Below are 15,679 nucleotides of genomic sequence, written 5' to 3' on the forward strand. Positions count from 1 at the left end.
AAAATTAATCTACTAACAGATATTAAGAACCTTTCGATTTAATTCATTTTTGCTTCAACTTTAACCGTATCAACATCATTCTTTTGAACGATTGCTAAGGCCTTGCCACTGAACAATTTCACAGTTTGACTGTTACCCACTGTTTGATTGATGGGGTTTCCATTTGCTGAGTTAACAAGTTTACCTCCATCAACTTCAAGTCTAATTTGATCATTTACTCCTTCAACAAAATTACCATTCTCATCAATTGCCTTGAGTTCAAATAGATCAATTTCTTTTCCAGAGAAAATTTCATTAGCTACTACTTTTGTAGTTGTCTTATTAGTTAAACGTTTTGTTTCAGCAACGACTTTATCATTTTGATAAGCAACCACTTTTAATTCACCAGGTTCAAAATCTACTGTCCAAGATGCTTGGCAGTCTTGAGTTTCTTTCTTGCCAAAACTTTGACCATTAATAAACAATTCAATTTCTTTAACGTTGCTAAAAGCTTTAACTAAAACTTTGCCATTTTGATCAAAGGTGATCTCAGACTTATTCCAACTAGGCATGACATGGACCATTGGTTCCTTAGTCCAATGTGCTTGATAATAGTAATAATAGTCCTTAGGAAAACCGCATAAATCTGCAATACCAAATTGCGAACTGATAGCAGGCCAATTAAATGGCGATGGTTCGCCATAATAGTCAAAACCAGTCCAAAGGAATACGCCGCCCATATAAGGATTTTCCTTTAAATAGGATAAAACTTCTTCAGGATGAGCTGTACCACCAAGTCCTGGATCTCCAGGTTTTCTAAGTCCTGGTAAAACCATTGAGAAGTAAGATCCAAAATTATTACATTGACGTAGTTCTTCATTATCCTTATAAATTCCTCTAGTTGAAAAGTATGAGGCATTTTCGGTACTCATCATTGGTAATTCAGGATTGTTTTGATGAATCAGTTTAGCACCAGCACCCATGACGCCGGCTTCTGGATAATTAACTCCCAGAATATCAAGATTCTTAATATAATCAGAGTCCACGATGCCTTCTGGATTCAGTAATTCAGCACCGATAATTAAATGCTCATAATCATTTTTTCTAATTGTTCGAGTCAACTTCTTGGCAATCCTTGTTCCAAAGGTAGTGTTACCAATTAACTCTTCATTAGAAATAGACCAAAAGGCAATTGATGGATGCATTCGATCTCTTAAAACGGTCTGTTCTAAATCATCAACTCGCCATGGTGAACTTTCCAAAAGTCGATTTTCATCAATTAAAATGATTCCGAATCGATCACAGGCATTTAATAATTCTTCTGAGGCGAAGTGATGGGTACTTCTCCAAGCGTTGACACCCATTTTCTTCATAACCTTAACTTTATAGTCTACAATATCTTGATTCAAAGCAGTTCCTACGCCACCAAAATCTTGATGTTCGCATATCCCATGTAATTGATAGTTCTTACCATTCAAAAAGAATCCTGCAGTTGTATATTTGAAAGTATGAATCCCAAAATTTTTAGTTATTTGATCACTTTTGATTTCAAACTTCGCGTGATAGCAATTAGGAGTCTCCGGTGTCCAAAGTTTAGGATTGGAGATTTCAACGTCTGTTGCAAACTTATGGCTCTGATAAGGTTTAATCTCAATGTCGGGAAATTCTGCAATCGTCAAATCATTTAAATGAACTTTAGGCGCAATGACTTGGACTTGATTGGAATTATTATCTACTTCTAATTCTATTCCCAATTTAGCTGTGTTTTTAGTCAGCTCTTTAGTATAAAGATAAGCTTTGTCTGAATCTAAGCTGACCAAATTCCTTTCTTCCAACCAAACATCACGATAAATACCAGCACCTTCATACCACCAACCTTCAGCACCGGTAGTGGTGTCAGCACGGACTAGTAAAACATTGGTTCCCTCGTTACCATAGTGAGCCAGTTCAGAGATATCAAATGAAAAATGATTATAACCGCTATTATTATGACCTAGATAGATTCCATTTAGCCAAACGTCAGCCATTCTCATAACACCTTCAAAGTGAAGAATCGTCTGATTTTGTTTTTGTTCGTCACTTAGATCAAAAGTTCGACGATAATAGCCCACATTGTCTGGCTTTGAACCACTCATTAACTCTTCTGGATCATTAATATAAGAAACATTTCGTTTCCAATCATGGGGAAGATTGATTTTTTCCCAGTTTCCAGGTAATTTGTCACTCAAATCTGTTCCAGCAAGATTCTTCAACCCTTGTTCAGTGTCCCCTTGAGCAATTAACTTTAAGAAATGGTTTCCTCCAGCACTAACCGACACTCTTGGACCCGCCTCATCGGATAGACTTGCGGTAACGCCACCCAAGGCAGCAGCTTTTTTTGCTGTTTTTCGAGGTGGATTCTCCAATTCGCCATAGTGAAACGACCAAGATTTATTTAGATTTATTTTTTTAAACACAATTATCAACTCCCTACTCATAATCAATCATAGTAAAAATATCCCTGTGTTATAATGTTTTTATGCGATTTACAGCAAGCGCTTACTGTTAATTTCCAACTTGGAGGTACAAATGGCTAAGGAAAATTTCAAAGCACTCGATTCACATTCCTCTAAGGAACAACCTGAAATTTATACGAAAGAACCACTAACAATCTTTTTTAAAAGAAAACTCAATCATGACGTTTTATATACCATGATTAATTCTAAGGGATTTAAAGTCTTTGAAGAGCAAGATTATCAAAAAAAACATCAAGATCGTGATTTTGAAATAATGTATGTTTTAAATGGTAGTTTGACCAATACTATTGAGCAAAACGTTACTTCTTTTAAAGCAGGTGAAGGCTATATTTTGAATCCTCAAATCAACCACAAAGAAACTCTCGACGATAACTGTACAGTTGTCTTTATCAATCTCTCCAGTTCACTGTTAAAAAAATTGATGAAGAATTTGAAAAACAATGGACCAGTCTTTTCCTTTTTTAAGCATAATCTAAGTTCTGATAATTCTTGGGAACGCAATTTTTTGGAGTTCACCACTCGCATGCCTTATTTAAATAAGATTTTTGAAATCACTTTAGATTCACTACAACAGGAACTAGTCACGCCTAAAGTTGGTTCGAAGTATTTTCAAGCAGGGTTAGTTCTCCGTCTCCTGGCGGAATTAGAGGACGAAACCTACTTTCACGTAACCAATATTTCACTTGATCAATCAAAGGATGATTTTTTAGTCGATCAAATTATTAGATTGATTGAAAATCATTATGGAGATATAACTAGAAAAGATTTAGAGAAGAATCTACATTATAATTCTGAGTATTTAAATCGATTATTGAAGAGCAAAACTCGTTTAACAATTAGTGAATATGCCCAAAATATCCGGATAAAAAACGCTGAACAACTGTTAATCAATACTGATTGGACAGTCCAAAAAATTTCACAAAAATTAGGTTTTTCGAGTGAAACCTATTTTTATCATTACTTCAAAAGACATTTACAATTGTCTCCCCGCGTTTATCGAAATAAATTTAAAGTTTAATTAGAGTAAAAAAAGAGAGTCAAGACTGAATTCACAATCTTGGCTCTCTTTTGATATTTTCAATTTTATAAATAGTGGTAACTATTTAATATATTCAAAGAAGTTTTATCAGCAGGCTTATATCCTTGCTTTACCATATCTTTAACATAAAGACGATTGTAAAAGAACGCAAAAATAAAAGTCACCAAGAGCGCTCCCCCACCCCACGTAAAGGAACCAAAAATTATTTCTGCTATAACCAAAAAACAAGCCCATTTGAAATCGCCACGAAAAACTGGAGTCCAAAATCCAAAGAACATCTCTGTCCAAGAAAAACCAACTTTAACATTCTTATAAGTTTGATTTTTTTCATTTATCAAATTAGCAAACATACATTTCTCCTTCTATAATCCATTCACAATATACTTAATTGGTTTCCCTGATGCTGCAGCAATCGTATTGTTGGCAACAATTTCTGCCATAGCATCCCGAGCCTCTACCGTAGCATTGCCCAAGTGTGGGGTTAACAAAACATTTTTCATTTGTTTCAATTCATCAGAAACTTCTGGTTCATGTTCATAAACATCCAAAGCAGCACCTGAAATAACGTGCTTCTTTAAAGCTTCTGTCAAAGCCAATTCATCAATAATTGGACCACGTGCAGCATTGACCAGAATAGCACTATCTTTCATCTGTTTGAATTCTTTAGCACCCAATAAATGTTTAGTATGCTCATTTAAAGGCAAATGTAATGTTACAATATCAGATTTTTCCAAAAGCTCATCTTGAGACACAAACTTCGCTCCTAGTTCAATTTCCCGGCTTACAGGCAAACGATGATGCTGTGTATAAAGTATTGGCATATCAAAAGCATGCATTCGTTTGGCAACAGCTTGTCCAATTTGACCTAAGCCAATAATTCCTAAAGTTTTACCTTGCAACTCGTGGCCTAGGAAAAATAGTGGTGCCCAGCCATTAAAACCAGTCGTCCTCATCAAGTGATCACCTTCAGCAATCCGATGCATAAGTCCGATAATCAATCCAATCGTAGATTCAGCAGTCGAAACAGTTGAGACCATAGGCGTATTCGTCACTGCTATGTTTAGTTTTTTAGCATACTTTGTGTCAATATTATTCGTTCCTGTACCAAAGTTTGCTATCAACTTTAATTTAGGGGCGTGATCAAGTACATCCTGATCTACCTGCGTTGACAATGGCGTGATTAAAAATTCACTATCAGACACATGCTGTTTTAATGTGGTCGTATCAATCAATTTATCATCTGTATACATATCAATCGTTAAATCTGTTGCTTTTAATAAAGCCACCGCTTTATCTGGAATTTTTCCAGCAATAAAAACTTTTGCCATTGTTAATCCTCCACTTTATGAATAACTCTTTGTTTAAGTATGACCTCTCGTGATTTTTCTGACAAGTTTTTTTGTTTATATAATTGGTTAAAGGATGAAAGTTAAATATTATATGATAATTTTCAGGAGACCATTCAGAATAAAAAATCGGAAAATAGTACTTGCTAATTATAAAAAAAGTATCTCATAATTGTCAGACTTTTCTAACATTATGAGATACTCTATTACTTTTTACCCGAATAATCAGGCCGTTATTGAATATTTAAAAACAATATTATCCCCTTGAGATTTACTTAGTAACTTACCCTTATTGAGAATTGAGTTACCTAGCTGATAGTTAATATCTTTGGGAATAGAAATAATTAAATTAATATGATCATTTCCTCTATTCCAATTAACATCTATGTCTCCATGTATAGTTTTGATATTACATTTCATTTGATTAATTGACTGATCGAAATATGGTGCAATTCGAATATCCGAAAATCCTACAGAACTTGATAAATTTTGAATGCCGCCAAGTGCTTCATAATACCATTGAATATAACTTGAAAACATTGCATGATTAGCTGAATAATATTTACCATTAAATAATTCTGAAAGAACTTGATTGCCATTTTTTAGCATATTATAAAAACTCATTGAACTTTTTTGTTTTAACCAGTTAGCAACAACCTCATCATTTCCCGACTCATGTAAAACTCTATACATGATTGCTGTACCAAATATACCTGTCGTAAAAATTCCTTTATCCTTACTAATTCTATTTAATAATGCTGATGTTAAATTCTTTTCCGTATTAAGATTCAATAATAACGAAAAAGCTAGACTGGTTTGTGTACCTTTTCCAAAAGTTCCATCGCTATTTTTAAACCGTCCTTCTATCTCTTTTTTGATAGATGTTAACTGTTTTCTTATTATCTCAGTATCTTTGTCTTTATTTAAAATTTTAGCTAATTTTTCCATCAGGATCGAAAACGATAATATTGTACAATATCCTACAAATAGTTTGTCTGGTGTTTCGTCATAGAAATCTTTTACTAAAACACTACCATGATCGCCGATACACTTTGTCGCTAAATCCGTTATCTTAAATGACATTAAATAATCATATTGATTTTTAGCTGCTTGATAATATTTTGTCAGAAATTTTTTATCACCATAAAATTGGTAATATTTATTTAGAATATATGGTAAAACCAATTGCCAAAGAATAGGTCCTTCACCATCTCCAGTGCCATTTGTCTGAATTCCAATATATGGTGCTGTTTCTGGAATACCACCTTTTTCAGTCTGTTCGATCACAAAATCATCAATAACCTTTTTATAAAAGTTCTTTAAATCAAAACTGTATAAATTAGAATTTGCCAAGGCAACAATATCTCCACCATAGCTGAGTCTCTCTCGAGCACAATCTTCAAAAATTGAATGGACATTATTAAGTTTTGTTCTCATACCAGCGTCAAATAACTTTGAATAAAATTCATTATCAATTTCAATGTATCCCGTAGATTTTAAATCCGTGTGAACATATATTGCATTAATATCTGTTAATTTTTCTTCTTCGATACCCTTTACGAAAACATATCTAAAAGAATGATAACAAAATTTATTTTGAAACTTTTGTATTCCATCTCGACAAATAATTATATCTTCTTGAATTGCTTTTTGGGGAGAACCCGGTCCGCCACTAACTCCCGGCACATCTCCAATGTTTCCGGCATAAGAAGTTTCAAAATCTAAACCTTCACTATTTTTAGTTTCACTATAATCAAAAATGATTTCTTGATTATTACAACCATCAATCTTAGCATGGAAAAATCCACTAATCGTTTCTCCAAAATCAATGATAAACCCATCCGTAGTATTAATAATACTTTTTGGATTTACAGTTTGATGTCTTGTGATTTTAGGTATAAAACTTCTAACCATGTGATTCTGATCTTGTTTATTAATCGGTTTTTCTTCAACTAAAGTTTCATTATCATTAATATTAGTATAGTCTACATGCTCTCCTAAATATAAATTATTCATCTTTATTTTTCCTGATTGACAATGCCATTTTTTATTCGTTGAAAGTAATACTTGACCGTTCTGAATTAAATTTAGGACAAACGTTGGATCTCCAATACGTGGTAGTTCATCTCTAAGATTATATTTTCCAAATAATCTTAGTGGCGATGGATTAAACATTCCATTTCCCAATTCTATTTCAATTTTGTTAGATCCTTTTTGTAGATATTTAGAAATATCATAAATATCAAAATAAATTCTTTTTGAAAAATCAGTCCAATCGTTATTTAGTTCAAAGTTACCAACTCTTTGATCATTGATATGGATAATATAATATCCTAAACATGCAATTTTTAAATAGATATTTTCATTATTATTGCTTACAAATTCCTTTTTAAAAATAGGATTAGGATTTGAAGTATAATATTTCACATCATTAATCCCATAATCTGGTCTAGATGCATATATCCAATCACCAGTAAAATTAGGGAATTCTTCTTTATTTGTCATTGTTTGCTTCTGCCTTTCCTTGTTCTTCTTCTTTTAGAATTGCCCTATCTTCAATTTTTACAAATGGGAGCCAAACTAAAATTACCGCTATAAAACAAACCAATTGGAGAATAGCTCCGGATATACTGCCAGTTACTAAGTAACCACTGATAACAATTGGTGTGGTCCAAGGGACTTGAACTAAACCAGTTGGCAGTGGGACTAAATGTAAAGCAAAAGCACCATACGAAATAATAATTGAAACAACATTACTTAACATTAAAGGAATAAAATAGGTAACATTTAGCATTAAAGGTATTCCAAATAATGTTGGTTCACCAATATTAAAAATATATGGAATACCTGCAATCTTCTTCATTTCACGATAACGACGACTATGTGCAATCAAAATAATCGCAAAAATAGATCCAATAACACCAATACTTGCAAATCCATCCCAGAAACTTTGCGAAATAATATTAGGAACAACGTGTCCCGCAAGACTTGCAGTCTTATTCTCATCTTGTAATACTTGAAAAATTGGTGTCATAACACCATTTACAATAGAATCTCCATGGATTCCAAAGAACCATAGTAATTGTCCAAACATTTTAACGAATACGACGCCGATTAATGATCCACCCATCGCCTTTAATGGAGTACCTAAAATTTGATTGAATAAAGATAAAGCACTTAAATTTACAAAAGCATCTAAAATCAATCTAACAATCCAGAATAATGTGATTACAACAAAAGATGGAATTAAAGACTCAAATGGCGATGAAACAGCAGGCGGATCTGAAGCTGGCATTTTTATCTTGATTCCTTTACGATCGATTGTACGGTAGATTATTGCAACGACTATTGATACTAAAATAGCTAGAAAAATAGACTGAGCTCCGATAGTTGTAACATCAAGAAAACTTCCAGCTTTAGTTGTTTTATAAGGTGTTAAAACCATAAAACTAACAACAGAGGTTAGCATTACTTGCATGCCGTTAATTTTCATTTTATCGGCTAAAGTCCTAGATACTGCTAATAGAACAAGCAGACCTCCAATAGTTAGACTAGCATCGTTCACAATGGCTAACTTTGCTGACCATTGACTGACGTTCAAGCCAAATAATGAAGCCATCCACTTATTTACACTAGGAACCGGAAAATTACCAATAATTAAGAAAACAGAAGTTATTACTGTAAATGGCATATATGCCAACATGCCATCCTTAATTGCATTAATGTATATATTCTTATTAAAAGTCATTGATAATTTTCCTAATGACTCTTGAAATTTACTAATAAAATTGCTCAAAAATATGCACCCCCTTTGCATTTGTTATTATCTTAACGATGCTATAATATCAATATAGTAACCGATTACACAATGCCACAACGTGTCCAAAAAAGTATCTTATTTTGATATTAAGGAGAACAGTATGAATTTTAAAGAACTTGATAATTATTTAAAAGGCGTTACATCATATAATTACGAGTCAAACGATAATATACTTAACCATTTTCAGAATAAATATCAATCAATAAATTATCATGGAAAGCCACTTTATATTTTTAACAATCAACGACAATTCAATAACAAAAATCATTTGATTCAGCTACATAAAAGAAATATGGGAAAGGTACCTTATCACACCTATCATTTCATCGTCTTAACTTACATATATTGTGGTTCCTTAACAATGCTAGTGGAAGGGAAGAAAATTTACCTTAAACAAGGGGACCTAATCATTTTAGATAAGCAGGTTCCGCACTGTGTTCTTCCTTCGTCTAAAATGGATCTAGGTATTAATATTATCCTTAGCAATAAATTTTTCGATAATACAATCATAAAACCAGAAAAGAATAATTCTCTTCCCACATTCATTATCGAATTAATGGGCCATCAATATGAACATAATCATTTTCTGATTTTTTCTACAAATTTATTACCAATAATTAGAAACTCTATCCAAAACATACTCTGTGAATACTTTGATAATAATGAATTTTCAAGCCAAATAATTGATAATTTGATTATTATTATCTTTATGTCTCTAGTTCGTCTTAAGCCCATTGAAGATAGTTTCACATCTGCTAATCCAAAAGTTGAAAAATTAATGTCTGAAATCTTAAAATATGCTCATGAAGAATATAAAGAAGGAAAACTAAATAAATTATGTGAAAAGATAAATTATAGTCCCTCACATGTAAGTCGAATGATCCACACTAATACTGGAAAAACTTTTAAATCTATCATTAACTATCAACGCATCGAACATGCCAAAGTTCTATTACAAGACAAAAAAACTCCAATCAGTGAGGTTGCCACTAGAGTTGGAGTTAATAATTTAACTAATTTTTACAAAAGATTTGAGAAAGAAACAGGTATGACTCCTAAAAAGTACCGCGATAATTTGAAGAATTGAAGTGAAGAGAGTTATTACCCTATTACACATTAATGAATATAATTTATTTCTTTTAACTCATTAATGTCAATGCAAACAAAGCCGTATGTTTTTTTATTGAGCAAGTTTTCAGCTCAATAAAAAACAGTCAGATCAAGCGTGATCTGACTGCTGGCTTAAACCATCATCAATTCACTTTGATGAATATCACTGATTAATAATCTTCAATATGTTCTTTCGAAAGGAATCTATCTTCCGTTCGAGATTAAAATCCTCGACTTCCTCAAGGTTAATATTTTGAAAAGGATTATTTATGACCTGAATGATTCTTTTATCATGAGAATTCATAATTGCAATTCTATTCCCGCAACGTATCGCCTCGTTCAAATCATGTGTAATCATAAAAATGCTTGTTTCTTCTTTATGCCAAATATCTAAAATAAGCCGTTGCATCTTTGTTCTGGTAAAAGTATCTAATGCTCCAAATGGTTCATCCATTAATAACAGTGGTGATTTATTGGCTAAAACACGTGCGATGGCAACTCGTTGTTTCATCCCTCCAGAGAGCTCAAATGTTTTAGTATTAGATTGATCACTTAATCCAATTAAATCTAATAAATACGAGACCCTACGATCAATCTCATCTTGTGAAAACTTTCTTGCTTTAAGGCCAAAACCAACATTATCTTTCACTTTAAACCAAGGATAAAGTGAAGAATCCTGAAAGACCACCCCACGTTGCCAATCAGGGCCAACAATCCTGTGCCCATTCATTTCTAATGTACCGTCTATCGGTATGAAACCGGCGAGAGCTTTCAATATAGTGCTCTTGCCACATCCTGAAGGTCCAACCAATACAAATATTTCATTCTTATTGATCATAAAGTTGGCGTTATTTATTACCGTATCATTAGATTGAGGATATTTGATGGTTAAATTTTTTGCTTTAATCAATTCCATCTATATCTCCTCCCAGATAAACAAATCTCTCGAATTGTTTCAACGTTGGTGTATAGCTAATCGTTTGCTGACTATGCATAAATTTACTAGCTTTTTGCATCTCAATAATAAATTTACCTAGATTACCTTTCCTTCCTAAATAATTTGAAGAATATTCCTCCTTTAATGAGGGCCATTTAGTTCCTCTCATTTGTTTATCCGCATCTTTTTCACTGATACCCGTTTGACTTGCAGCCGCTTTAACAGCAACTGAGTAGTTATTTTTGCGTAAATGGTGTGCTTTTGTCAACACGGATACAAACTTCTTTACATCTTTAGGATGATGATTTAAAAATGAATTACTAACCAGAGTAATATTCCCAGTAGAATATCCATTTCGAGATAAATCAGAACTATCTAATAATACCTTTCCATCAATTTGTAATTGGGATAAAGTTGGTTGCCATGTATATGCTGCATCAATATTTCCACGTTTCCAAGCAGCCACAATATTTTGTGTATCCATATCCAGCAACTTTACCTTATGCTCTAAACCAAATTTTTTTAAAGTAATCATTAAACTATAATGTGACGTGGATGCAAATGGCGTTGCTATTTTTCTACCTCTTAAATCCGCAATTGATTGAATTCCTAACCCCTTTTTTACTATCAAACATTCATTTGCCCCACACATCTCATTAATCCAAAGTAGCTTAGCAGGGATGCCTGCAGTTAACGCAACGATTCCATTAGTATCACCCATAGTAGCAAAATCGACTCCACCAGACATTAAGGCTTTATTAGCATCAACTCCAGAATCAAATGTAATAAAAGTTATTTTCCTATTTGGAAATTTTTCTTTAAAATAATTTTTATTCCTAGCCACAGCCACATCATTGGGTGTGTTAAGAATCCCTATTTTAATTTCGCTAGATTTGGCTTCACCTTTGGAGGAGCATCCACTTAGGCTAATTAATATAAAGAATATCAGAATCACTAAGGTATACTTTTTGAATTTCCCCATTATTCCTTACCCTTCCAAAAAATCAATTTTCCTTCAAGTAATTGTAAAATCCAATCTAGGAATAAGCCTAGGCCACCAAGTATAAAGATTCCTAAAAACATAACGCTACTCTTTAAATATTTCGATGCATCAATTACCATCCAGCCAATTCCTGAAGTTGAAGCTACCATTTCTGCGGCAACAAGTGTAGAAAAGGAAACTCCCATTGCAGTCCTGATACCTGTAAAAATATCAGGTAATGTTCCTGGGAAAATAATCCATTTGAAAACTGACCATTTTCTTGCTCCCAATGACTTAGCACTTAGAATATAATCTCTGTTCAAATGATGGACCCCTTCTACACAGGCTATATAAATAGGAGCAAAAGCCGCCAAATAAAGTAAAATAATTTTTGAGCTTTCACCTATTCCCAACCAAAGGATAAGGATCGTATAGTAAGCCAGTGGTGGAATTGGACGATAAAATTGAATTACCGAATCGATCACTGCATGGACCCATTCAAACATCCCAGAGGCTAATCCAAGTGGTACTGCAGTTATTATTGCTAATATTAATGCTGAGAAAAGCCTGAAAAGGGTAATTCCTAAATGTTCCCAAAAGGGAATATTATTATATCCATGAATCAGAATATTCGTAAAAGTAAGCCAAACATCCTGTGGTGATGGAAAAAGAATTGGTGATATTAATTTAAGATTAGTTACTATGAACCAGATTACTAATAAAATTATCCAGACACAAATTGTTGTTAATCTAGCTTTTCTTCTCATATCACCACTCCTCTAATATCTATTACAGCAAATCAAAACGATAATTTGTCACGATTGGTTTACGATCCGTTGTTTGATCTTTGAAGTATTCATATTCACATAATTCCAAATATGATCCAGAGATATTAATGACATTCTTGTATCCTCTGTTATTTAAAGCTCTGACCATATTATAGCTACGTTGCCCCGATAAACAGTGAACATATACAGGACAATCGTTTGGGATTTCATCTAACCTTTGACGAAATTGGCTTAAGGGAATATTAACAGCTGTAGTGATATGTCCTTCTTCATACTCAAATGGTTCACGTGCATCAATAATGAAAGCATTCTTCTCTACTAATTTACGTATTTCGCTGACTTGTACTTGTTTAAATTCACCATTAAGAATGTTCTCTGCTACTAAGGCAGCCATATCTACCGCATTTTTAGCTGTACTAAACCATGGAGAATAGCAAACCTCTAAATGTGTTAAATCAGAAATATGTCCATGCATTGAAATCATAGTAGAGACAATATCAATCTGTTTATCGACGTCTGATTTACCTAATGCTTGAGCACCAAGTACCTCTCCATTTGGATAGCCAAAAATCAATTTTAAATACAATGGTGTGGCATCCGGCATTATTCCAACACGACTCTTGGGAATTACTGTGGCTGTTCGATAGTCAATTCCATCTTTTTGACATTCACTTTCCGTTAGACCTGTTGAAGCAATATTAATATCAAATACATGAATTGCTTGAGAGCCAATCACCCCTCTATTTTCAATTGTTCTTCCATATATATGGTCAATTGCATCTCTGGCCTCCATTTGAGCTGGGAAAGCTAATGCCAAACGTGTTTTTTTACGCGTAATCATATGACTAACTTCAATGGCATCACCGACCGCATAAATATTAGGAATAGAGGTTTGATAATGTTGATCAACTGCAATTCCACCAGTTAATCCCAATTTACAGCCAATTTTACTTGCTAAAGCGACATCTGGCTTAACCCCAATGGCCATGATTACTACTTGAGCTTTGATTTTATTTCCAGATCCCAATTTGATATGATCATCTGTAATTTCTGCTAACCCATCATTTAAAATTACATTCACCCCATGATCATAAAGTTCTTTATGAATCAGTTCAGCAAAATCATCATCAATAGTTCCCATAACATGTTCAGAGGCTTCAACTAATGAAACATGTTTATCGGTTTGGGCTAAATTCTCACATACTTCTAGTCCAATAAAACCACCACCAACTATTGCTACATCAGTTACCTTATTTACTTCCAAGTAGGTATGAATTTTCTTTATATCAACAACATTTCTAACTGAAAAAACATTATCGTGATCTATCCCTTTAATACAACCTGGCATAATTGGGTTTGCTCCTGGAGATAAAATCAGTTCATCGTATGGTACACATTTTAATTCCCCAGTTTGTGTATTTTTAACTTCAACCTCTTTTTTACTAACATTAGCATTAATCACTTCGGAATTAATTTCAGCATCAATATTATATTGATTTTTAAATTGATCGGGTGTCATTAAAACAATACTATCAGCATCTGGGATTAAACCGCTTAAATGATAAGGCAATGAGCAATTAGAGAAGGAAACATTTGGTCCCTTTTCAAACATGGTAATGTCAGCAAATTCATCTAAGCGACGTGCCCTAGCTGCAGCTGAAGCACCCCCAGCGACTCCTCCTACAACGACAATTTTTTTATTATTCATTATTAAATCCTCCTAATATCCATAAATTGTTTTAGATAACTTATTACCAATAATTCCACCCAATACTAAAGCAGCTAAGAAAATCCAGCCTGATACTGAAAATTGTGCAATTGGTGTATAAAGTGCTCCTACGTTACACCCATTAGATAATCTTGTACCAAATCCCATGGTAAAACCACCAAGTGCAAATAATGAAGCGTTTTTCATGTTTAAGGTTGAAACTGAGTGCATTGTTTCTTTAAAAAGTCCAGCAGTGAATATAAAAATAATTGCACCTAGAAAAATCCCCAAGTCTTGAACGGTAACGCCATTAGCTAACAATGGACCTGAATATACTTCTGCTGGTTGATGTGTAAAGTTTGCTAGTGATGTAGCAGAAACTCCAAATGAATTGAGAACTTTCCCAAACCAGAAACCATATGGTGTTGAAGCTCCCCAGCCAGATTTAGTTAATCCCATCATCAGGATAAAAACAATAGTCATACCTACAGCGCCCTGCTTTAATGTCCACGGCTTTTTGAATAGGATATTGTATGTAGGCTTACTGCTCATCGTAAAGTTGGCAATATCTTCATCTTTTGGGTTATCTTGAACACGTTCCGATGGGACTCCTACATAAGTCGATTTTTGGCGTCTTTTCTTTTCATAACTATAAGATAGATAGATAACTAAACCAACTAAAAATGCTGTTAAAATGACTGATCCAAAGTATCCGTCTAAACCATCCCATTTAAATAGGTCTGGCATATAAACACCTTGTGAGAATTTAGCACCTGTTTTAGAAGTCAAAACTGATCCCTTTATCCAAGATTGTGTTGCTTGAAGAGGAAAGCCTATGAAGACTCCAAAGCAAAAGAAAATCAATGTTACGCCGGCTCTTGGTAGATCGGTTGCTAAATCCGTCATGACACCCGTTGCACAGCAAGATGAAAATGCCATTCCAAAGCCAAAAAATAGTCCACCTAAAATCAAACCAATATTAATTGGATTAATTGATAAATCATATGCCGTCAAATTTTTAGCAAACATTAAAAATGTGACATTGGCAATTGCTGTTATTAAAAACATGAACATCATAGTACGCATTAGTTTAGTAGATCCAGTCTTATAGGCACGATTCACACTACCCGCAAACCCTGTATAAGATCTGGATAAAATATAGCCTAGTGCCAACCCCATCAGTAGTCTCAGATAATGTATATTCGAAGGTAAAACAAATGGTGCACCAATAATTAGAACGAGAAATAATATGAAACCAACGGTTTTATCCCAATTTTTAATAGGATTGATAGGTTCTAAACTTCCATCTAAATTTTCCATTATAACTAACCCCCTAACTGTTCTTATAGGGTAAATGTAGCATAAAGTTTATTTATATGTTAATCTCATCGAGATAATTTGACTCTTATACATTTGTGAAATATTTATTATATTAAGAACACATGTTTAGTATT

The 15,679-nt window shown here is 33.4% G+C and carries 12 protein-coding genes; 2 read left to right on the forward strand and 10 right to left on the reverse strand.

Annotated elements, in window-relative coordinates:
* Positions 1-38: 38 nt before the first annotated feature.
* Positions 39-2,435 carry a glycoside hydrolase family 2 TIM barrel-domain containing protein gene (locus tag LA20249_RS02945; protein WP_057739641.1) on the reverse strand — a complete coding sequence of 799 codons (2,397 nt, stop codon included), beginning with the start codon at positions 2,433-2,435 and terminating at the stop codon, positions 39-41.
* Between the two features lie 112 nt (positions 2,436-2,547).
* Here LA20249_RS02945 and LA20249_RS02950 point away from each other — a divergent pair, with 112 nt between their 5' ends.
* Positions 2,548-3,513, forward strand: coding sequence for a helix-turn-helix transcriptional regulator (locus LA20249_RS02950; RefSeq protein ID WP_057739643.1), 966 nt, complete (start codon positions 2,548-2,550; stop codon positions 3,511-3,513).
* A gap of 65 nt (positions 3,514-3,578) precedes the next feature.
* Here LA20249_RS02950 and LA20249_RS02955 read toward each other — a convergent pair whose 3' ends face one another.
* From LA20249_RS02955 to LA20249_RS02970, 4 genes are all read right to left on the reverse strand, one after another.
* Complete coding sequence (locus tag LA20249_RS02955) at positions 3,579-3,884, reverse strand: hypothetical protein (RefSeq protein ID WP_057739645.1); 306 nt, start codon at positions 3,882-3,884, stop codon at positions 3,579-3,581.
* A gap of 12 nt (positions 3,885-3,896) precedes the next feature.
* Positions 3,897-4,862: a 2-hydroxyacid dehydrogenase family protein gene (locus LA20249_RS02960; RefSeq protein WP_057739647.1), complete on the reverse strand. Its 966-nt coding sequence runs from the start codon at positions 4,860-4,862 to the stop codon at positions 3,897-3,899.
* A 243-nt stretch (positions 4,863-5,105) separates the two neighbouring features.
* Positions 5,106-7,385, reverse strand: a complete 2,280-nt coding sequence (locus tag LA20249_RS02965) for a family 78 glycoside hydrolase catalytic domain (protein ID WP_057739650.1) — start codon at positions 7,383-7,385, stop codon at positions 5,106-5,108.
* Complete coding sequence (locus LA20249_RS02970) at positions 7,375-8,676, reverse strand: PTS sugar transporter subunit IIC (protein ID WP_235806787.1); 1,302 nt, start codon at positions 8,674-8,676, stop codon at positions 7,375-7,377. The genes LA20249_RS02965 and LA20249_RS02970 overlap by 11 nt, the downstream gene beginning before the upstream one ends.
* A gap of 124 nt (positions 8,677-8,800) precedes the next feature.
* On the opposite strand from LA20249_RS02970, the gene LA20249_RS02975 reads away from it, so the two are divergent.
* On the forward strand, positions 8,801-9,787 hold the full coding sequence (locus LA20249_RS02975) for an AraC family transcriptional regulator (protein ID WP_057739654.1): 987 nt from the start codon (positions 8,801-8,803) through the stop codon (positions 9,785-9,787).
* A gap of 186 nt (positions 9,788-9,973) precedes the next feature.
* Here LA20249_RS02975 and LA20249_RS02980 read toward each other — a convergent pair whose 3' ends face one another.
* The 5 genes from LA20249_RS02980 to LA20249_RS03000 are packed head-to-tail and all read right to left on the reverse strand — an operon-like array spanning position 9,974 to position 15,545.
* Complete coding sequence (locus tag LA20249_RS02980; RefSeq protein WP_057739656.1) at positions 9,974-10,726, reverse strand: ABC transporter ATP-binding protein; 753 nt, start codon at positions 10,724-10,726, stop codon at positions 9,974-9,976.
* Positions 10,713-11,729, reverse strand: coding sequence for a taurine ABC transporter substrate-binding protein (locus tag LA20249_RS02985; RefSeq protein WP_057739658.1), 1,017 nt, complete (start codon positions 11,727-11,729; stop codon positions 10,713-10,715). Before LA20249_RS02985 ends, LA20249_RS02980 begins: the two co-directional genes overlap by 14 nt.
* Positions 11,729-12,496, reverse strand: coding sequence for an ABC transporter permease (locus LA20249_RS02990; RefSeq protein WP_057739659.1), 768 nt, complete (start codon positions 12,494-12,496; stop codon positions 11,729-11,731). Before LA20249_RS02990 ends, LA20249_RS02985 begins: the two co-directional genes overlap by 1 nt.
* Positions 12,497-12,518: 22 nt before the next feature.
* Complete coding sequence (locus tag LA20249_RS02995) at positions 12,519-14,225, reverse strand: FAD-dependent oxidoreductase (RefSeq protein ID WP_057739661.1); 1,707 nt, start codon at positions 14,223-14,225, stop codon at positions 12,519-12,521.
* 12 nt (positions 14,226-14,237) lie between these two features.
* Positions 14,238-15,545, reverse strand: a complete 1,308-nt coding sequence (locus tag LA20249_RS03000; protein ID WP_101836863.1) for a YeeE/YedE family protein — start codon at positions 15,543-15,545, stop codon at positions 14,238-14,240.
* Positions 15,546-15,679: the final 134 nt, after the last annotated feature.

Source organism: Companilactobacillus alimentarius DSM 20249 (assembly GCF_002849895.1).
Classification (GTDB): Bacteria; Bacillota; Bacilli; order Lactobacillales; family Lactobacillaceae; genus Companilactobacillus; species Companilactobacillus alimentarius.

What these genes read in the sequence shown, in the direction of transcription:
- LA20249_RS02955 (WP_057739645.1), bottom strand. Translation starts at nt 3,884, where the DNA reads ATGTTTGCTAATTTGATAAATGAAAAAAATCAAACTTATAAGAATGTT.
- LA20249_RS02995 (WP_057739661.1), bottom strand. Translation starts at nt 14,225, where the DNA reads ATGAATAATAAAAAAATTGTCGTTGTAGGAGGAGTCGCTGGGGGTGCT.
- LA20249_RS02950 (WP_057739643.1), top strand. Translation starts at nt 2,548, where the DNA reads ATGGCTAAGGAAAATTTCAAAGCACTCGATTCACATTCCTCTAAGGAA.
- LA20249_RS02965 (WP_057739650.1), bottom strand. Translation starts at nt 7,385, where the DNA reads ATGACAAATAAAGAAGAATTCCCTAATTTTACTGGTGATTGGATATAT.
- LA20249_RS02990 (WP_057739659.1), bottom strand. Translation starts at nt 12,496, where the DNA reads ATGAGAAGAAAAGCTAGATTAACAACAATTTGTGTCTGGATAATTTTA.
- LA20249_RS02980 (WP_057739656.1), bottom strand. Translation starts at nt 10,726, where the DNA reads ATGGAATTGATTAAAGCAAAAAATTTAACCATCAAATATCCTCAATCT.
- LA20249_RS02975 (WP_057739654.1), top strand. Translation starts at nt 8,801, where the DNA reads ATGAATTTTAAAGAACTTGATAATTATTTAAAAGGCGTTACATCATAT.
- LA20249_RS02985 (WP_057739658.1), bottom strand. Translation starts at nt 11,729, where the DNA reads ATGGGGAAATTCAAAAAGTATACCTTAGTGATTCTGATATTCTTTATA.
- LA20249_RS03000 (WP_101836863.1), bottom strand. Translation starts at nt 15,545, where the DNA reads ATGGAAAATTTAGATGGAAGTTTAGAACCTATCAATCCTATTAAAAAT.
- LA20249_RS02960 (WP_057739647.1), bottom strand. Translation starts at nt 4,862, where the DNA reads ATGGCAAAAGTTTTTATTGCTGGAAAAATTCCAGATAAAGCGGTGGCT.